The 19,262-nt window shown below is 40.4% G+C and carries 14 protein-coding genes and 2 pseudogenes; 6 read left to right on the top strand and 10 right to left on the bottom strand.

The window, feature by feature from the left end; all coding sequences use genetic code 11:
* Positions 1-37 precede the first annotated feature (37 nt).
* Positions 38-238 (top strand): annotated as a pseudogene (locus DMN77_RS23605) (N-6 DNA methylase); the annotation flags it as partial.
* 50 nt (positions 239-288) lie between these two features.
* Here the strand turns inward: DMN77_RS23605 and DMN77_RS00755 are convergent.
* From DMN77_RS00755 to DMN77_RS00740, 4 genes and pseudogenes are all read right to left on the bottom strand, one after another.
* Positions 289-766 (bottom strand): annotated as a pseudogene (locus tag DMN77_RS00755) (transposase); the annotation flags it as partial.
* Positions 767-927: 161 nt separating this feature from the next.
* Complete coding sequence (locus DMN77_RS00750; RefSeq protein WP_179013084.1) at positions 928-1,713, bottom strand: hypothetical protein; 786 nt, start codon at positions 1,711-1,713, stop codon at positions 928-930.
* Positions 1,714-1,759: 46 nt separating this feature from the next.
* A complete protein-coding gene (locus DMN77_RS00745; protein WP_179013083.1) occupies positions 1,760-4,135 on the bottom strand; it encodes a DUF2357 domain-containing protein in 2,376 nt (791 codons plus the stop codon).
* Positions 4,107-6,254 (bottom strand): McrB family protein, encoded by a 2,148-nt coding sequence (locus tag DMN77_RS00740; protein WP_256872179.1) that lies wholly within the window; start codon positions 6,252-6,254, stop codon positions 4,107-4,109. The genes DMN77_RS00745 and DMN77_RS00740 overlap by 29 nt, the downstream gene beginning before the upstream one ends.
* A gap of 434 nt (positions 6,255-6,688) precedes the next feature.
* On the opposite strand from DMN77_RS00740, the gene DMN77_RS00735 reads away from it, so the two are divergent.
* Genes DMN77_RS00735 through DMN77_RS00725 form a run of 3 tightly spaced genes read left to right on the top strand, consistent with a single transcriptional unit; the run spans position 6,689 to position 9,469 of the window.
* On the top strand, positions 6,689-7,801 hold the full coding sequence (locus tag DMN77_RS00735; protein ID WP_179013081.1) for a radical SAM/SPASM domain-containing protein: 1,113 nt from the start codon (positions 6,689-6,691) through the stop codon (positions 7,799-7,801).
* A 47-nt stretch (positions 7,802-7,848) separates the two neighbouring features.
* Complete coding sequence (locus DMN77_RS00730; protein ID WP_179013079.1) at positions 7,849-8,139, top strand: PqqD family protein; 291 nt, start codon at positions 7,849-7,851, stop codon at positions 8,137-8,139.
* Positions 8,132-9,469 (top strand): MATE family efflux transporter, encoded by a 1,338-nt coding sequence (locus tag DMN77_RS00725; protein WP_179013078.1) that lies wholly within the window; start codon positions 8,132-8,134, stop codon positions 9,467-9,469. The genes DMN77_RS00730 and DMN77_RS00725 overlap by 8 nt, the downstream gene beginning before the upstream one ends.
* A gap of 202 nt (positions 9,470-9,671) precedes the next feature.
* On the opposite strand, the gene DMN77_RS00720 is transcribed toward DMN77_RS00725, so the two are convergent.
* The 3 genes from DMN77_RS00720 to DMN77_RS00710 all read right to left on the bottom strand — a co-directional run bounded on the left by DMN77_RS00720 (position 9,672) and on the right by DMN77_RS00710 (position 12,472).
* Positions 9,672-10,121, bottom strand: coding sequence for a VOC family protein (locus DMN77_RS00720; protein ID WP_179013076.1), 450 nt, complete (start codon positions 10,119-10,121; stop codon positions 9,672-9,674).
* Positions 10,122-10,942: 821 nt separating this feature from the next.
* On the bottom strand, positions 10,943-11,851 hold the full coding sequence (locus DMN77_RS00715; RefSeq protein WP_179013075.1) for an alpha/beta fold hydrolase: 909 nt from the start codon (positions 11,849-11,851) through the stop codon (positions 10,943-10,945).
* 15 nt (positions 11,852-11,866) lie between these two features.
* The gene (locus tag DMN77_RS00710) at positions 11,867-12,472 is read right to left on the bottom strand and encodes a DUF2239 family protein (RefSeq protein ID WP_179013073.1); all 606 of its coding nucleotides are present in this window, start codon (positions 12,470-12,472) and stop codon (positions 11,867-11,869) included.
* A gap of 540 nt (positions 12,473-13,012) precedes the next feature.
* Between DMN77_RS00710 and DMN77_RS00705 the strand changes: the two genes are divergently transcribed.
* Positions 13,013-13,951 carry a helix-turn-helix transcriptional regulator gene (locus tag DMN77_RS00705; protein ID WP_179013072.1) on the top strand — a complete coding sequence of 313 codons (939 nt, stop codon included), beginning with the start codon at positions 13,013-13,015 and terminating at the stop codon, positions 13,949-13,951.
* Between the two features lie 815 nt (positions 13,952-14,766).
* Here DMN77_RS00705 and DMN77_RS00700 read toward each other — a convergent pair.
* The 3 genes from DMN77_RS00700 to DMN77_RS00690 form a co-directional block, all read right to left on the bottom strand.
* The gene (locus tag DMN77_RS00700; RefSeq protein ID WP_256872178.1) at positions 14,767-16,170 is read right to left on the bottom strand and encodes an SMEK domain-containing protein; all 1,404 of its coding nucleotides are present in this window, start codon (positions 16,168-16,170) and stop codon (positions 14,767-14,769) included.
* A gap of 152 nt (positions 16,171-16,322) precedes the next feature.
* Complete coding sequence (locus tag DMN77_RS00695; RefSeq protein WP_179013069.1) at positions 16,323-17,576, bottom strand: stalk domain-containing protein; 1,254 nt, start codon at positions 17,574-17,576, stop codon at positions 16,323-16,325.
* A 120-nt stretch (positions 17,577-17,696) separates the two neighbouring features.
* The gene (locus tag DMN77_RS00690; RefSeq protein ID WP_179013067.1) at positions 17,697-18,674 is read right to left on the bottom strand and encodes a VanZ family protein; all 978 of its coding nucleotides are present in this window, start codon (positions 18,672-18,674) and stop codon (positions 17,697-17,699) included.
* A 324-nt stretch (positions 18,675-18,998) separates the two neighbouring features.
* Between DMN77_RS00690 and DMN77_RS00685 the strand changes: the two genes are divergently transcribed.
* Complete coding sequence (locus DMN77_RS00685; protein ID WP_068779270.1) at positions 18,999-19,262, top strand: AbrB/MazE/SpoVT family DNA-binding domain-containing protein; 264 nt, start codon at positions 18,999-19,001, stop codon at positions 19,260-19,262.

Genomic DNA, 19,262 nt, shown 5'->3' with positions numbered 1-19,262 from the left:
TCCACCTTTTAGCTACCGCTGGGAGACTAATGACACTCTGGCAGAGGATTTCCGCTTTAAAGGCTACGGCCTTGCACCAAAATCAGCGGCCGACTTTGCATTTTTACTGCATGGGTTTCACTTTTTAAGTGATGAGGGAACAATGGCAATCATCTTGCCTCATGGTGTTCTGTTCCGTGGTGGTGCGGAGGAGAAAATCAGAAAAAAGCTACTTAAGGATGGGAATATTGATACGATTATTGGTTACCGGCTAATCTGTTTTTCTCAACAGGTATTCCGGTTTGTATTTTTGTTCTTGTTGGCGCATGCCTTCACGTGCGTGGCGTCAATAAACAAAATGTCCGGTTCCACGAAGCCATGTTTCATAGCTTCTTCTAGGACTCGAGTGAAGATCGACTCGAAGATATCGGTATCGCGAAAGCGGCATGCGTAGTTTTTCCCGAATGTTGTGAAATGCGGAATCGGTTGAGTGAAGTCGTAACCGAGAAACCAGCGATAAGCCACGTTTGTTTCGATTTCCTTGATCGTCTGACGCATCGAACGGATGCCCAAAAGTTACTGAATGAGTACAATTTTGATAAGAACGACAGGGGCGACACTTGGGCGCCCAGTCTCTGCGCTATATTGATCTCGAACGAGTTCATTTATAAAACTAAAGTCGATAGCATTTTCAATTTTTCGTACCAAATGTTCCTTTTGACACGAGCTCGTCCAAGGAATAAACCGGAACCTGAAAGCGACCTTCGTTACTGCTCTTACTTAGCATCCTCCACACCTCAACCCACTGTCTCCTTACCTATTCGACAAAAAAACCTGTAGAACCTGCTCCTTTCGGAACTTTGTCTACAGGCTGAGAGAGCAGATATACTGCTCTCTTTTTCGTGTCAATTTAAACAAGTTGACAACGAGTAAAAAACTCACGAAACACTAGTTGATTTCTTTACGGCGTAACACGTTATATCCAGTATCGTCTTTTAGTTTTGTAATATCTTCCGCTTGTTCTTTTTCTACTTCATCCGGCATACGTAAAAGTAAATCTTCTAGTTGTTGAATGAGCCCTTCCCTTATGTTATTTTTGTTTTGAAAAAAATCATTAACTATACTATCCTTTGCCCTTTTATATAACGTAAAAGTTATAATTACCGCCACAGAGAGGAGCGTGCTTTCCAGAAATAGCACCAGTACCTCGTATGGTTGCATCAGTTCCTTATCTTTGTAAATATAAAAGAGGAATTGAGTTAGATTAGGAGTCAACACTGCTAGGAATAGACTAGGTGCAATTAATGGAGGTAATTTGGACTTCTCTCTATCATTTTTATATAACTCAATTAATTTTTCTACCTTCCATCTCGTTTTTAAATTATTATTATGGAGAAAGTCGGCGAGCTTATTCGATTGTAGCTCTTTAAATTTCTCAGTTCTCCATGTTCCCTTCCCAATACTTATTTTATATCTCTTTCTAATGACTTTTTTGGCAGCATTGGAAAAGCTATAACCCGAATATAAAAATACAGCCATTGAGGCTATAGATGAAATAAATAACCATAACCCACTACCTTCTTTAAATACAAAAATATAAATACAGGTTACTACTATTCCAGGGCAGAGTATCATCATAGTATTGAGAAAATAATAATGTTTCTTGATATGTTTATAAACCAATGCATGAGCCCTTACTTTGTTTTGGTAATGTTTAAAAACTAGATCTTTCATCAGGATCTCAACTTTCCTAGAATTCTAAACTGTCTATTCACCCCCCCTACTCCTCCACTCGAATCTCCACCACAGATCCCGCCAAATCCACATGAGTATTATCCAGCTGTACTTTGACCTTGCCGACTCTCCGGGCTTCGCGCCATTTCCTCAGATCCTCATCATTCTCTAGCTTTAATTCCGCAATTTCACTGGCACGATCAAACATGTATTTGCTCGTATACAGACAGGTATAGATTCTCCGTCCACCTAAGACGATAGGCTTGTCCCGTCGTTCCCATTGTTCAATCGTGAATTTAACATACAGTACCTCTTCCGTGCCGGGCCGGGCAGGCCGTTCTGTGATCTCGCTCCTTCGAACGACCTGCCAATCCTGAACCCGGCCATACCAATAGATGCCCGTGTTTCCTGGCCCCTTAAAATTTTTACGCGACTGGCACATCGCAATATATTCGATTTGCGTGAGGAGCTTGTGATCAACGATATTTTTAAGCGGCATATGATAAAAACGTTGTGACAAAGCCACCTCCAATTGGGAGGGTTCTCGCAACGAACCAACAAGGACATTTTTACCCTCAAACTTATTGAAATAGTATTCTTTGGTCCCGCGAGGCCGAGTTGAACGTTCATAAGCCTTTTCTGGACTGTCTTGAATCATTTCATCAAGAAGTTGCTCCATGAGGCTCGTTGCGTTCGGTAAAAAAGGGATAGCCCCAATGTTGACTAGCTGAATGCTTTTATAGAAAGGGTGCTCCTTAAACTTTTCCTCATCTGGATAGGGAAACAGTACGTACGCCCCAAACATACTCCGCTCATACTCCCCGTTCCGAAGATCCTTGTACACAATCGCATCCCGATAACGATGCATCGTGTTAATATCCTCTTCTTCTGGGCCTGGCTGCTTATACTTATTCCAATATGGACTTCCCTCATAAGCTGGATTCAGACGATATTTCGCATCAAAGATATATTTATACTCAATCGATGCATCATTCTTTTTCAAGGTCAGTACATTATCTGGCCTTTGATCGAGGGTAGAACCGCTATCTTCCTCAGGCAAAAAATTGTAGTAAAGAGTAAACACTTCTCCATTCCGCGGATTTCGATAGACCATCTTAGCCTTTTCCCCTCGTTTCAGCGTAACAAAAAGACCATTCCGGTTCACCTTAATCAAATCTTGACTGACCAACTCATATTTACGCTGGATTAACTGGTGGATTTTCAGGAAGCACCAATATTCATATAGCTGTGCCAGGTCCTTCATCGATAACCGGAACAAATCTCCTTGAATCGAAAGGCCCTTCATCAGTAAGAGATAAATCCGATATACTTCCCGATAACCTGGGGCCATTTGTAAAACAAGGGTCAGGGAAACCTGCGTCATGTCACCCACATCTAAAAAATCTTGCTTCAACAGCCGCTGTAACTGCGAACCCATGATGTCGATTCTCTTAAGCAGCACGGGATCCGGGTTGCCCTTCTTTGTTACATGAGCTCTGAGCTCCTTCAATTTCGAGGAAATGCGTAGCAATGCCCAGCGAATGAACCGATTTTCTGCCGTATCGAAGTCCATATATCGCCTTCTTTCAAGCACATGGGTAGGATGTGGGTGTCCTTGGATAAAAAGCTCCGGCCTTTTGCGCAAAAACACTATATTCTCCTTCCCCACCCTTCTTGCTCTCGATGCTTCTACGACATGAGATTCACGTCTCATTTTGGAATGAGGTGCGTTTTTAATGCGATCCACGCCTTGGATTAACTGTTGAAAAAACTGCTGTAATATCGTGAAAAATTCAGTAATACTCTGATACCTTGTCTCCCTTAACCCCGTTAGATGAAATGTCCTGCGGAGAAAATCAAAAGAAAGATTATAAATCTGTTCATTGACCTCACGTAGAATCACCTCGTAATCGCGCTTGTAATCCATTTTTGAGGGAAACACTTCGAGCTGCAACTTGAAAATAACCTCACCTTGTAGGCGAAGCTCAAGCTCCGAGAAGCCCACTTCATTTTGGAAGTTAAGCACACCGGACAATAAACTATCACTCAATGGTTGTATAGCCTGCCTAAGGTGAATATTCTCATGAAAGAAGACAATCGGTAGATCCTGCTTCTTTTCAATAACGAGCTCATAGGTTTGCGTTTCAAAAAATAAAGGCTCTGCTTGGTCACCATGATCCCACGATTGAAGGCCTAACGTCTGCCGAGAAAAAACTTGAACCGAACTGAATTCCACCTTCGAAGAGGGAACATCAACATGAAAATGAGCATCGGACCAGACCTCCCCCTCCTGACGATGAAGCTGTAAAGTTTCGACGGTCGGATGAAATGGTTTCCCTTTAATATATAAATTAAATAGATTAGTTTCTATTTGTAGAAGTTTAACCGGTGCATCACGATAACCAGTAAGAGGTAAATCCATCTTCTTCTAGCCTCCGTAACATAGAAGCGATTTTCTTTGCACTTTGAGGATACTTCGCCTGATTTATCAGTTCATTGAACTTGCGTTCCTCAAACAACAATTCCATATTCTCTGAATAGTCTTTGATGACAAAAGAAGAGCCTACACACACCTTCATCAAGTTCAAGAGAGCTCTTCTTATTGAAGCGCTACTGCCTTGAATCCTTGGCAATATTTTTTGAAGTAATTGGCGATCAAACGCCTCGTCCTCGGAAAACAATTTGTACCGCTGGCTGTAGAGCATATAGAAGCATACTGCATCCCGAGTTCGAAACCCTACATGAGCGTGATTTTCCTCTAAGATGTTGTTGATTCGTACAAGAGCCTCGGTCGTTTTCGTAATAAGTGCCTTTGTATCGGCATGGAAAGCATCCACGAGTCGAAGATAGTCACTTCGCAGAAACTGATTTGGAACAGGCTCTGGACTTAATTTCGCCTCCGGGTCTTCCTCGGGAAATTGAGGCAAATAGATATCATTGAACTCGATTGTATTCGCCCGGTCGAGTACCTTTTTACTAAAAGGATGCGTTGTCTCATCCATATTGACCGTTCCAATCAAGTAGAGGTTTTCAGGAATAGACAAATTGCCATATACTACCCGATCCTCATTCTGCACAAGTGATTTATCGTGAATGATCGGATCAGTAATTATTCTGTCGTCCTGCCATTCCTGCGTCTCAAGAATACTAAGTATATCGCTAAAATAATGCTCCACTCTAGCCAGGTTCATCTCATCCAAGCAAATGAAATAAGGCTTACCAGGGTTTCGAGATGCCTCCAGTAGCACCTCAACTAACCGCCCCGGGCGAAATTTGCCTGACAAGTCACTATAGCCTATCAGATCAGAGGGATCGCTCCAGTCCGGACGAACAGGTATTAGTGTAAACTGTCCATTTTGTGAAGTGGCCCCCATGGACTCAGCAAATAGTTTGATTAGCTTGGTTTTTCCCGTTCCTGAAACGCCAGCCAAAATGACGAAGGGTTTTGTCTTGAGTGAAAGGTAAAAGTTTTCAATGAGGTGTGGTGGATAATAAAAACCTTGCTGCTGAATATAAGCTTTGATTTTACTTAAAACTACTGCTACTTCTCCGTCCCCAATTATGGTTTGCATAGGCTCCACCTCATCCAAGTCCTCATTGTTTTCAACTTCAAAGCGTGTAAATTCGGGCCAGGTTACATCTGGTGAATGACTTTGAATGATGTTTAGTCCTTCGATTGAAAGGCGAAATAAGTATCCTTGTTTTACCCCTCCACCCGAATGAATAGGACCTTGAGCAATATTTAATTCTAGAATCTCTTGGGAAAAACTATTTAAGGGAATATTGGGCTCAATTGGGAAGTACTCAGCACGAATTAGCCTCCCCTGTTCGTCCCATACCGATTCTGACATAGATCTAGGTTTCTTAGCATTTATCGAATCTTCAATAGCTCTGCTTACATAATGCAATAATCCATTAGCATAATGTAAGATAATATCCCCTTTTCTTACTTCATCCATGGTATCCCAGTGGTATTGTGAGCGACCACCTTTACCAGACAAAGGCGCCCACAGTATCCCTTCTTTAAGTTCCTCATTAAGAGTTGAGCCTTGATTGACCCACCATATGCTTGGTGTTTTCAAGTCATGACCAGGTATCAATTTCATTTCATATATGAAGGGTGAATCAGTTGAATAGAATTCAATATATTCGGCTAATTCATCTGGAACGTTCACTTGCTTCTTTTTTCCTGGATCGGTAGGCTTCCGTTCTAATATGTATTTATAACTAGATTTAAAAACAGACACCATTAACTCTTTTATTTCATTAGAGTGAAACCGTAATTGTAATGTCTCCCTACCTGCACTTGATTGATCAACATTTCTTAGTGAAGCACTGTAATGCTTATCATCATAAATTAGAGTTACTTGCCTACCGCTGCCTTTTTTGATCTCTTCTCCATCATTAGCTTGGGAAAAATACACTTTAAAGTCGTTTGGTATCGTAGACCCATATTCAAATATAGACCAATCCACTTTCTTCCTACCAATTAAATTAGGGATTGAATTGTCATGTATCCAACTTCTTATCTGAGTAATCATGCTGACCCTCATTTCCAAAAAAATGTTTGTTAGGAAATTCTATAATAAAAGCCATTTGACCAATAAGGACCTGTCTTACTTTACTTCCACACTTTCCGACAATTTCCTGTAAGAACGTCGGCTACTGCCACTAAAAAAAATCGCCGATACCTTACGAACAGATAACGTAAATATTAATAAAGCTCGATATTTGTTGAAAAAAATGGTATATCAGGGAAAAACATCACAGAGATAAATTAATATATTTGTTACTATCTCCAAAAAAAGGAGGTGAATAATTTGAAGGCTTATACTAAACCGGAAATCAAACCAATACTACTTTGGAGTAAGAATCACATCACTGGTACCAGCCCAATTAAGAAAAGTGCCTAAAAAAATTTTAGTAGAGCTAGGGCAACACGTCTTAGCTCTACTAAACAGTTAGGGGATTTATTATGATGAGTACTGGCCATTATAGAAGACCTTATTATGCGGATGTTCAGGTTACTTCTAGATGCAATTTAAAATGTGATTTTTGCTCGGCTTCCGCACCTGGGATTCACTCAAATGTAAATCAGTTGAAAATAGAAGATATCAATAGAATATTCAAAGAACTTGATGAGTTAGGAATATTACGGGTGAGCTTAGAAGGAGGTGAACCTTTTTTAAGGAATGACTTCTTAGACATAATGAAATTAGCAGATATATACGATTTTGAGTATTATGTTAACACAAATGCTACTTTGATAAATAAAAAAATGGCTAAAGAAATTAGTAGGACAAGTGTCAGAAAACTTTGTATAAGCATCGATGGACCCAACGAAACGATCCATGATATCTGTAGAGGACAAAAGGGGGCATTTGAGAAAACAATTGACGCAATTAAAAACCTACAAGAATACAACATTAATATAGACGGTATCATCACCCTTTCAAGATTAAACGTTAACTGTTTAATTGAGACTATCGAGTTCATATCAAGTCTTGGTATTTCAAATGTTGCAATTATGTTGTTAGCCTCAGTAGGCTATGCATCCAATAATTTTTCACAAGTTTATTTGCCATTTGATGAATGGTCCCATACATTGCTTACCCTTACTGATTTAAAAAAGAGTAATTTACTTACTGCAGATGTTAGAATTGTATCAACTGGAGAAAGTAAATGTCCTTGGGAACTTTATCTCCCTCTTTTAAAAAACAACAGGCAAGACGATATAGATTCTTGGATTCGACAGGACTCGTTGACCAACTTTAGTGAAGGTGAGTTTTTCTGTACCGCCGGTAAGGATAATCTCGCTATAGATGGGGCAGGAAATGTGTATGGATGTAGTCTTATGGTATCTGAACCCGGACTTCGCGCTGGAAATGTTCTAAAAGAAGGATTAATAGATATTTGGGATAAATCAGTGGTTTTTAACGAATTAAGGAGCAATCAAAGATCAGACGTAAAAGGAGCTTGTGCTTCATGTGAATTATTGAATACATGCGGTGGGGGTTGTAGGGCTTGTGCATTTGCACTAAATAAAGATTTATTGTACTCAGATACTAGATGCCCAATAGCCCAGTAGTAATCATGTAAGATAAGCTCTAATTTGATGATGCGCGGAGGAATGGTATGAAAGAGAAAATTAGGAACATTGGAACGGAGTTTATTTTGCGAACTGAAGATGATGGGGACGGTATAATTGCTATAAACGGGAATATATTAAGGGTTAACCCTATAACATTAGAAATCATTAAACGTTTGGAATCAAATCAAAGTATCGATGAAATATCCTTGATTCTTTCTTCAAGTTATAATGTGACCCCGGAAGAGGTACACCAAGATATAATGGATTTCTTATATGAACTGAACTCGTATGTTAATATCACAAGACCAGATTTAGTTGATTTGTTATATGGTTAAACAATGGTTGCATAAAAATAGAACCGATATTAAATCAATTAATAGCTTGGTTATACCGATGTTGTTCGCACAAATTCTTATGCTTCTTTTCCAATTAGGAGATCAAGCTATTGTGGGCAGACTTGGGGTCAAAGAATTCGCAGCTGTTGGCATCGCTTCGTCATTTATATTTTTAGTTACTGGAACAATTGGTATATTATCAGCTGCTTTCAACATTGTTGGCGGAAGATACTTCGGGCAAAATGATATTTCGAAATTTGGCAAATCGTTTAACACAAGCATGTCTTTTTCTATTATTATTGGAATCGTTAGCGAGATACTTATCCTTGTTTTTGGTAGGTGGATACTAGAATCTATCTATGCAATAGACACAACTATAATAAATGCAGCCAGCAAGTATTTGTATATCAGTGGTTTAGGCATTGGCATGAATATAATTTTATTTATTTTTTCTGCCTACTTCAAAAATATTAAAAAAGCAAAAATCTTAATAATAAGCTTTGCATCTGCCGGTATCGTAAATATCATACTTGATTATACACTGGTGTTCGGAAAGTTTGGTGCTCCCAAATTGGGCATAAGTGGAGCCGCTATAGGATCGGTTGTAGGCTTCGCTGTAAGTATTGGTATTAGCATGGTCTTTTTCCATAAAAGCAGATTATTCAGTTTCTCCCTCCAAATTAATAAACCCATTGCAAAGCAATTAATAAAGTTATACTTTCCATTGGCCTTACAAGACCTAATAGAGTATACATTATTCGCAATAGGGATTACGGTGATTATATCTAGAATGAGCGTACAGATGATCGCTGCTTATACTGTATTAACAACCCTTATGGAAATTATTATGATACCTGTTTATGGGTTCTCCGGTAGTTGCATGACTCTTACTGCTCAAGCTTATGGAAATAAGAGAAAAGATTATCTTAAATATTCACATCTGTCTTCTCAGTTGTTGATGCTAATATACATTCCCTTAGCATTGTTAATCATTTTTCTTCCCTTTCCATTGGCCAGAATCGTCACCGATAAAGACTCCATTCTAGTAGTAGTTCAGCAAGTCCTTCCATTGGTTCTTATTGTTAATTTATTTAATGGGCTACAAATAATAATGAAGTCAACACTTCAAGCCATAGATTATGAGAAGTGGGCGCTTATATACTCCGCGATAATTTATACTGTTTTCTTGGCAATTATATACTTTGCAGCTAAATTTGAATTGGCAGGGGTGTATGGTGGATTTGGCTTATGCTACATATTTTTATCTTTAGGTTATATTGTGAAACTAAATAAAACAAATCTAGCAAAGAATTTAACTAAGAGCGAGTAGACGCAGCTATTACAGAAATCTTAAAGCACCCGAAGGTGCTTTTTTATTTAGGCCATGTTTAATTATAATGTTGATTTCTACGTCCACTCCCTTCGCAGAGGCAGCGACACAATGGACGATCGGCAAGTTTCAATAGAAATGGATTCTTGGACCCCTATTCGTCGCTGCTTTGAGTTTTATCCAGACTAACCTTTAGTTCTTCTCACCCCAACCTCTCATCCACCATCAACTGCAACTGCACCCCAAACGGATCTTGGATAATCCCGTATGCTTTGCTGAACACATTACCTGCTAGCGGGACAATAACCCTTACTCGATCATCCGAGGTTAAGCTTTCATAAAAGTTCGTGATTTCCTCCAAATCCGCGCTTTGAATGCACAGGGAGGTGTTATTGCCGACGGTGTATTTTGCACGGGGGTCCATGGTATCTTCGGCGATCATGATTTTGGTCTTTCCGATTCTTAGGACGGAGTGGGTAATGTGATGCTTATTCTCCTCCGTGAGTGGGAACGAGGGGTCGCGTTGGGCCATCTCTTCGTAGGTGACGAGCAGTAGTTGCTCGGCGTTGAGGTGTTTTTTGTAAAAGTCAATTGCCTCTTGGGCTCTGCCATTCATGGATAAGAATATAGCTACTTCTAGTGTTGCGCTCATGGGATCGATCTCCTTTAAGTTTGATTTTTGATCTTGAGTTCATGATAATACATATGGGTAGCAAAACGTGACACCTTTAAACAAAGAGATTATGGATGAAGAAATCGGAAAGATTGAACGACATGATCCGGTATTGAAGTGTATGCTTTGTACTTTGCCATACTGATGCTGGAGGCTTATCAATCGCTCCCCTTACATCTTAGTGTGAATCAACTAAATGAGAGGTTTGAGCAATGTCTATCTGACCGGCAGATCAAGCAGATTTGCAAGATGAAGCAGGTCCTGCAATTTGAGATGTATCAGCATCATCATGTGAGCCGTTATTTGGACCAGATTCTGATGAGCATTCTTCATGAGAGCCCCAACAGGATTCAATATTCAAAAATAGCCAAGAAACAAGCTACGAGGTGCATTTTTCAAAATCTCAGGTCTGGTCAATGGTTCGCCACTGGAATCGACTGACTGCATGGATACTACATGGATAGTACTACAAAAATAAATAACACATGATCTTGCTATGGAATATACAGATTTAATGAAAGAGGTCTCAGAAGGCCATACCGATGAGGAGTTCGTGGCAAAGGACTGCCAAATGGAAAAAGAAGTGATAGAGACTTATCCGGATATATTGACATAGCCTAGTTCAGTCTGTGCAGATAATTAATTGAAAAGGAGAACCACCCTCAGCTGCTGCGTCGAGGTGGTTCCTTTTTATTCAACCGCTTTCACCCAGGTCGTATGCGCCATGGACGCAAATTAATCAGCGCTGCACCCATGTGCTACTCAGCCCCATTGGGCACCACGGGACTCGGTTGGTTGTGCTATTCAGGAAGCGCGTGTCCATTGCGATGAGCCATTCGCTCTATGCTATCAGCGGTTATTTTGTACAGTTGGTGCGGCAAGTCGTGTCCCATACCGTCAACCAACATTAGCTCGGCGCCCGGGATGGCAGAAGCTGTGTCCTCGCCACACGCCGGGACGAACATGGGATCATCCATCCCATGAATGACAAGTGCTGGTACTTTTACGGTCGCCAGCCGTGGACGACGGTCACCGGAGACAGCGATCGCAGCAATTTGTCGTCCGACACTGCCTGGATCGTAGGCTCGCTGGACTTCCTCAAGAATGAGCGCCCGATAAGCGTCCTCTTCAAACGGATAGCCGGTGCCGGCGATGCGTTTGGCAAAAGCGAGGCTGTGCGCCAAAAATCCTGCTTCATCCTCAAATGGGTTCGGTGCCGATTTCGTCATCATCGCCATGACATCCGGGGAAGTTTGCGGAAGGGCGGGATTACCAGAACTGGACATAATGGAGGTGAGTGATAGCACCCGGTCAGGGTACTCACTGGCTGCAATCTGAGCGATCATTCCGCCCATCGACCTGCCAACGAAATGTGCCCGGTCAATTGAAAGGGCATCGAGCAGTCCGATAGCATCGTTAGACATGTCATCGAGAGTGTAAGGGATGTCCGGTCTCTGTCCTGACATGAGAGCAGTCGCCAGTGCGTCAAAATTCAGTGCCTGATAATCGCTAAAGTGCGTCGAGCAACCTGCATCGCGATTGTCAAAGCGGATTACTCGAAAGCCCCGCGCCGCCAATATTTCACAAAACGGAACCGTCCATCGGACCATCTGGGTTCCAAGCCCCGCGATTAGGATAATCGCCTCGTCATTTTCGCTACCGAAACTATCATAGGCCAACTCAACACCGTTGACTTTCAGAATATTCATAATTATGTTCTCCTTTTATAAGTTCCCTTCAGGGAATGCATTAGCGGCTAATCTTTTGATATAGTTCCTGATATCAGGTGCCCAATCATCGATGAAGTGGTAAAAATGATCCAAGTCACCTGCATACAGTGCCCGCAGAGCTTCTTCATATTGAGGAAAATTCCCGGCCATAGCTGTTATAAAGTAATGTGTTGCTTCTTGCGACTCTCGTATCTTGCTCTGTTCTCCTCCAGCATGGCGAGCCTCATCAACAAGTTTTCGTAGGGTTACTGACGCTCCTCCAGGTTGACTCTTGAGCCATTCCCAATGCCGTGGCAATAACGTAACCTCACCGGATACAACCCCTAGCTTGGGTCGACCAATCCGCCGGGGAGGCAGCTGACTCGCTTCCGTATCGGGTAAATCACCAAACTGTTCTCCTAATCGTTTGCCCACGTCATCTGTCTTCCCACGAAAATCTACATCTATTTGCTTCCCGGTGGTATCGTCAAATATAAACAGCTGTATGAGGTCTCTGTCACCCAGAGCCTCCTTCACTGTAGAAACAACGTGTTGTAAGGAACCACTGGCGACGACTCCCATACCCAAAAATGCCGTGCAGTAAAAGTCTGTTTTGGTCATTTCTATGCTGTACCTCCTCCTCTGAATGTCTCACCAATTATACCCGGGTAAAAATAAAAAATCAATATTACCCGGGTATAATATATTTTGTCATGGTCGATCCATCCAGGGATTGATCAAAGTAAACGATATTGGCAGCAGATCCGTTAATTATGCCACCATTGTAAACCGTCGCTTTTAATAACTCGGAAATAGGACTTTTACCGAGGGGATAGAGAGCAAGCGGATTTGCAGCATGCTGTCTCTACAGAGTTCAAATAGCTACCAAGGAGATAAACTATCCGTGGTCAGTTGAGGACAAGATTACACCTGGTAAGTGGCGGGTTCAGGAGCTAGAGTCTCATTTGGGAGTTTTTTTAATATGCGTAGATGATCGATGATTCCTACACTGCAAATGTCCGGGCAAATTAATGATTGCGAGGCGAATTTATGCCTAAACATGTATGGGATCGATCTCCTTTAAGTTTGATTTTTGATCTTGAATTCATAATAATACATATAGGTAGCAAAACATGACACCTTTAAGCAAGGAGATTATGGATGAAGAAATCGGAAAGATTGAACGACATGATCCGGTACTTGAACGGCAGAGAGTTCTTTAATTTACAGGACCTGATGGGCAAATATCATATTTCCAAAAGTACAGCGCTGCGGGATATCAGCTCATTAGAGCAATTGGGCATGCCGATTTATTCGGAGTATGGAAGACATGGGCGGTATGGGATCCTGCAGAATCGGTTGCTGTCTCCTATTATTTTCACAATGGATGAAGTGTATGCTCTATATTTTTCCATGCTGACGCTGGAGGCCTATCAATCAACGCCCTTCCATCTCAGTGTGAATCAACTGAATGAGAAGTTTGAGCACTGTCTATCTGATGGGCAGATCGAGCAGATTCGCAAGATGAAGCAGGTGCTACAATTTGAGATGTATCAGCATCATCATGAGAGTCGTTATTTGGATCAGATTCTAATGAGCATTCTTAATGAGAGCCCCTGCAGGATTCAATATTTGAAAAATAGTCAGGAAAAAAGCTACGAGGTGCAATTCTTCAAAATCTCGGCCAGGTTCGGTCAATGGTATGCCACTGGAATCGAGCTAAGTACGAATAAGTACCGGGTATTCAGATGTGACCGGATCACTTCAATTGAGGAAGCGGACACGCAATCCCGCTTTTCTATAGATGAGCTTATGAGTCGTTCCATGGAGATGTATCAATCTATGAATAGTATTCACTTCGAGGTGGAGATCTCCGAGCAAGCCGAGGATCTTTTCTATAAGGAGCATTATCCATCCATGCATCTAGAAACGGGTGATAAGACCGTCATTAAAGGGTTCTACAATCCGGAAGAAGAGGAGTTTATAGCGGATTATTTCATAAGGTTTGGCAGAGATGTGGTATCCGTGAAGCCTGACACCTTAAAGCAAGCACTGCAGGATCGGGTAGAGAGTCTCTTACAACACTATCGAGAATTATAAAGCGTGCTAAGAATTAAATCTTCTAAATTCTCCAAAATCAGAAGAAAGTCGAAAATCTCAATGAATACCAAATAGTTGAAAAAAACACTAATCTAAGTTCATCAACGAAGTATTGTATAAATAAAAACCAGCCAATACTTGTCAAGCATTTCATGTTGGTTACTTCATTGGCGTGAAGATTAGAAATATTTCTTTTAACATTCTCAGAGAAGCCAAAATTCCATTGACACGACGTTCTACAATCCTCATCGTATAAGGAAACACACAAAAGTGACCTTACAAGGTCATTTTTGTGATGATATTGGTTAAGTCGAAAGGGGTCCCCTGTCCGAAGACAGGCTTCTACGGGTGTAGTCAAAGTTTTGATGTCATCGTAGCGCGCAGTAATTTAATCTATCAGTGTCCCCAAAAACCAGCATTTATATAGATGAAGTATCGTTAAATCATAGGGGTCTTGTAAAGGACATTTAGGTTATTTCACAAAGTAAACACGTTCTACTTTAGTTCCCAGTACTTACTCTTACTTGCCTCTTTCAATATTCCTTTTTTCCTTAATACTGTAGCCTGTCACCTATAATCATATTGCCAAGTATAGAAAAGACCCCCTGATTGTCTTAACTGCTCTTCATGATTAGTCCATATATACTTGCTTACATCTACTAGCGTGGCTTTTCCACCGTTTTGATTCAAACAATCAATAATGAATTGACCCAAATCAGTTTTTGATAGCATATTTGTCTCTCCCTCTAAATTAATACAACATGCAGTTCGAATGAATTAATAAACAAATCATTTTTTCGTACAGACTACTAATTTTAACAAATCTCTAGTGATTCGATACCGTATTTTTGAAAGCTAAATTCGTACTTAAATCTCTCAAAGGTTTTATTTGGGCTAAATAACGATTTCAAGAAGCCTTTATTTCTCAAATAATCTAAATAAAATAAGTATGGAATAAATTCTTGAATGATCCAGTGATGTGTATAGTCAACCCTCCATTTAATCAGATTATCGAATCCCTCCATTTTGCTTTGTGATGGTGTATACCCTGATTTCCAAATAATATCCACATAATTAGAACTTAAATCTTTAACGTGTAACTCAGCTAGTATATCCGCTTTAATTTTATTCAAGTGATTCTTGTAAATAATAATTCGGTCTTTTTCGTATAGATTAAGTGGATGGAATATATCCCATTTTGTTTCACCCAAATAGTGGTCATGTTTTTGTGCAAAGTCCACCATTGCTAACCAAATATAATTAGGTACTCTCAATATTTGAAATTCACCCGGTTGTTCTTCTGCAAATTTGGTAGCTCCTATTATACCAAGTATTTCTTCACGTATACTTAAATAATTCTTATGAAGTCGAGTAATAATATCACATAATTGTTTTACTGTTTCACTATCCGTTACAAATCTATTATTCGGAAGTTTGATTCCTATTTTGTCCCCATCTATATACCATATAAATTTCCGTTCCTCAATACTACCAAAATCATTATCACCATAAAACAATAAATCCTTGATTGAATCTTCCTCAAGTGTAATCATACAGTCCGACAGACCTGGTTGTTGAAAGAGTATAAGACACGAAAGCCTTTGTTCAAAATTGACTGGTATGTAAGCATCAATTCTAACCCTTCCTAACCCAAGGGCATAGTAGCATAAATGTTTATCTCTTAAAATAGTCTCATCAATATAGAGACTTTTGTCTTCTTCGACCGATCTAATTAACTTTATAATATTGCTGCCAAATTCAAACTCAAAGAAATGGAATATATCCTCTAGCTCTGAAGTAGTTTTCTTTGCAATTTCTTTAAATAAATCATTAATATCTAACAAATTTTTATTGGCGATAAATTCAAATTCTGGATACTCAAATTTGCTTCTTGTCTTGATTTTGTTCCCAATTATCAAGATGTTTATAACATCAAATTCTTTGTACAATTTCAAAGACCTGAATTGATCTAAAGTCTTTTTTATTTTACCAGAAGTAGATTCAGCAGTTATCTGATAGCAAATACGATTCTCCTTATCTCCTAGATCAATAGCAGGGAAATTCATTTTCAATTTATTCATATTCATTAAATTTAAATTAAACAACAGATTTAAAAGACCACTAAAAAAATCTTCACTTCTCTTATTAATGTCACTGTCTCCAACGTCATTACTGAGCTCAATATAGTACTTTAAAATACTCATATATCCTTTTATCATATTAAGTAATTCTGAAGATTTTAGCGTGTTTTTCTCCTCCTATGCAAATAGCTTGAAAATGTTTTGATTTATTCCTTAATATCACTAAAAATACTAAAACCCAATTTCCTTTTGCAATTCGCTGTATACATCTATAAAAGAAGTTCAAAAGATTATTTTTTGGGGGCAGATGCCTTGATCGTCAGGGTTGTTGTGCTCTTATCCCATTTCACCTCAGCCCCAAGCAATGGGGATAGATCGCGGGCCATGATATAGGAGACCCCTGAAAAGGTATAGAAATGGGTTACCGTTTTGCTGTTTATCGTTGGCGCTTTCTGGACGCTGTCATAGCCTACATCAACTCCCAATAGCTTGCTGACAGACCGCAATGGAACGTAAACGGTGCCGTCAAACAGTCGTCCGGGTTCCGCGGTTTTGCCATTCACCTTTATCTGAACAGCAGTAGCTGCTGCGAAGCTTCTCTCATTCGGGATCCTTGTTATGATGACACGGATTACTTCTTCTTCAATTAATTCGGGGGCGTTCGCCGGGTAGACCGTAACCTCATGTTTGCCAGTGACAGAACCTAAAGTGGCCGTGACCGAAGCTTTTCCTAAACCAATTGCCTTAATATTCCCCTGGGCCCGAGCCTGTATAACCTGTGGGTCTGTCGTTTCCCAAGATGTTAGCTCGGTTACATAGGCCGTGTCCCCATTATCGAAAACCGCCAGCGCATTTAATTCCATACCGTTATTTATGCTTAGTTTGAAAGTATCCGAGGTGGGCGGAAGAGTCCCGCGAACAATTTCAATTTTTTGAGGAGCACCTACAAGAAGATGCGCAGAGGTTGTGCCATAGCCGTGAACGGGTTTTCCTGCGGCATCCTCCAGCACGGTTCCCTCAGATACGATATGGATTGAAGTATCCTGGGTCTTGACCTCTTCTTTGACCCTTAGGAAAAAGGAGGCAAACGCCTCATCGGTCGCCTGATTGATCGTTTTGTTATTTAGCGCTGATATAGACAGCACCACTTCCTGCCTGCCATCAGCAGGTTTGGAATCCTCCAGATACGGATTTTCGATACGATAATCGGTGGTCTCGAAGGTTTTGGAAGGAATGAAAAAGGTATCGTCTCTCCATATGTACTTCCCAAGATCCTCATCGAAGCGTATGTTACCCTCGGTCGTAAACACATTTTCATCATAGCTTAGGACAACTTTGGCGGAACGAAGCCCACCCAGATCAGAGGGAATATTCGAGATTTTGACGTTCACCAAGACACTTTGTCCGGGGACCAAGGTCGTATAATTGGTTGCAACATCAACAGATACCTTCTTAGCGTCCGCTGCTGATGCTATACCTGCCAAGCTGGCGATCGACACGAGCAAAGCAAGCAGCGCCGCTGTTATTTTCCTTAAGAGATACATCTAATAAAACCTCCATCCTTAATAAACAGTTAAAATTTATATCGGCTGGATGGAGGAATCTTTAAATTTGTGAATCATTTCACTTAATAACTATAATATATTTCCCTATTTATAGATCTACTACTCTATGACGCTAAAGAGAACCGCTTCAGCTACTTGCTGATCTTCGTTCGATAACCAAACTCTAACCGTGGGAGCAATATCCCTAGTTTCTAACAAGGGGGCTATATCAGAACTTGTTACCTCTTCATACTTGCTGATCACGGTATTTTTATCGGAAGAGATATATCTAGTAAATATTTTAGTTGCATCATCTATTTGTATATGAATATACTCCTTGTCCGTTTCTTTCTCTGTTGTTCGCACAGATTTAGGATTCATATACATGGTGATCTGATTGGCTTCAGCAGCTTCCAAATCTCCAAACAAGCCTGCCTCTGCTTCATTCCATCCCGCCATGATCTCATTATTTTCATAAATATATTCGACCTTAGAATTCGTAAGAGACAACAGCTCAGGCTCTACCATTCTAATAACGACACCCCCAGAAAGCCCTGCAACCAAGAGGAAACCAACAAGAGACATCACGAATTGATTCTGGGAGGATGTTGATTTATGGAGCCATTTATATACACCTACACCTATAGCCCCGCCAGCACAATTCAATAGAATATCATCGATGTCGCTGCTCCCCAAAGCAAACACATACTGAATAACTTCGAACGCAAATGAGGTCAGCAGCAGGCAAAGAAATGAAAAACGCAGAGGCTTGCTCCGTGCAGCATAAGCTACGAAAATCCCCAAAGGAACAAAGATAGCAATATTCCCCCCTATATTGGCCAACGCCCTCCCCATGTCAATATTCTCGCTTGTCATAAATTCAATAATCGTATTAAAAGGAATGATATGAATGCTTCTTAATGCTGACATGATGCCTGAATGAAACAGTGCTGACAAAGGAATGGTCTTAAACAAAATAACTTTAATGGCCATAAAAGCATAGGCGATAAACATGGCGTAAAATAGGACAAGCCATAATCTGTTGGCACCGGCTTTTCCCGGGTTGTCCCCCCATCTTTTGTTCATCTCAGAATTCACGCTGCAGTCACCTTTCTTTAGATTCTTTTTTCGTGTCCAAACAAATGATTCAATTATATGGAAAACGTTTATCTTCAATAATTAGTTACATTTCTCTTATTTTCTTTTTTTTGTAATCCCTAAAGATCGTAATCATTCATTCCAAATGAGCACTACCCTTCTATAAATCTAGGAACTGGCAATAGGAGCGTCACTAGTAACAGGATATCAGAGATACTGTTACAATCCAGAATGAGTCGAACGTTGACCTTGCTGTTTATTATTTCCTACAACCTATGTATAATTGTTATAACAGTTGAATAGTATGATGAGGAGGGAAAATAATTGTCCAAGGTGATCGAAATGGAACGTAAAGTAACAAAGTTCGGAAATAGCCTCGGGATTACCATGACCGAAGCCTTGAAGCAAATCGGACTTGAACTCGGAGACGTAGTGCTTATCGACGTGAAGGAAGCCGATGGAGAGATCGTTATTCGCAAGGCCAATAAGGTTACTTTGCCAGCAGGAATAAGTACTGAATTTCTTGAAACGCTCTCCAATGTGATGGAAGAGTACGATGAAACATTGAAAGGCCTGAAGGATCGTTAA

This window comes from Paenibacillus sp. 79R4, from assembly GCF_013393165.1.
In the GTDB taxonomy this organism is placed as follows: domain Bacteria; phylum Bacillota; class Bacilli; order Paenibacillales; family Paenibacillaceae; genus Fontibacillus.
Note: the sequence above shows the minus strand (reverse complement) of the source record. Positions and strands in the feature narration are given on the sequence as shown.

Coding starts and splice junctions, on each gene's coding strand:
- DMN77_RS00725 (WP_179013078.1), top strand. CDS start 8,132: ATGGTTAAACAATGGTTGCATAAAAATAGAACCGATATTAAATCAATT.
- DMN77_RS00745 (WP_179013083.1), bottom strand. CDS start 4,135: ATGGATTTACCTCTTACTGGTTATCGTGATGCACCGGTTAAACTTCTA.
- DMN77_RS00695 (WP_179013069.1), bottom strand. CDS start 17,576: ATGTATCTCTTAAGGAAAATAACAGCGGCGCTGCTTGCTTTGCTCGTG.
- DMN77_RS00730 (WP_179013079.1), top strand. CDS start 7,849: ATGAAAGAGAAAATTAGGAACATTGGAACGGAGTTTATTTTGCGAACT.
- DMN77_RS00720 (WP_179013076.1), bottom strand. CDS start 10,121: ATGAGCGCAACACTAGAAGTAGCTATATTCTTATCCATGAATGGCAGA.
- DMN77_RS00735 (WP_179013081.1), top strand. CDS start 6,689: ATGATGAGTACTGGCCATTATAGAAGACCTTATTATGCGGATGTTCAG.
- DMN77_RS00750 (WP_179013084.1), bottom strand. CDS start 1,713: ATGAAAGATCTAGTTTTTAAACATTACCAAAACAAAGTAAGGGCTCAT.
- DMN77_RS00705 (WP_179013072.1), top strand. CDS start 13,013: ATGAAGAAATCGGAAAGATTGAACGACATGATCCGGTACTTGAACGGC.
- DMN77_RS00715 (WP_179013075.1), bottom strand. CDS start 11,851: ATGAATATTCTGAAAGTCAACGGTGTTGAGTTGGCCTATGATAGTTTC.
- DMN77_RS00700 (WP_256872178.1), bottom strand. CDS start 16,170: ATGATAAAAGGATATATGAGTATTTTAAAGTACTATATTGAGCTCAGT.
- DMN77_RS00710 (WP_179013073.1), bottom strand. CDS start 12,472: ATGACCAAAACAGACTTTTACTGCACGGCATTTTTGGGTATGGGAGTC.
- DMN77_RS00740 (WP_256872179.1), bottom strand. CDS start 6,254: ATGATTACTCAGATAAGAAGTTGGATACATGACAATTCAATCCCTAAT.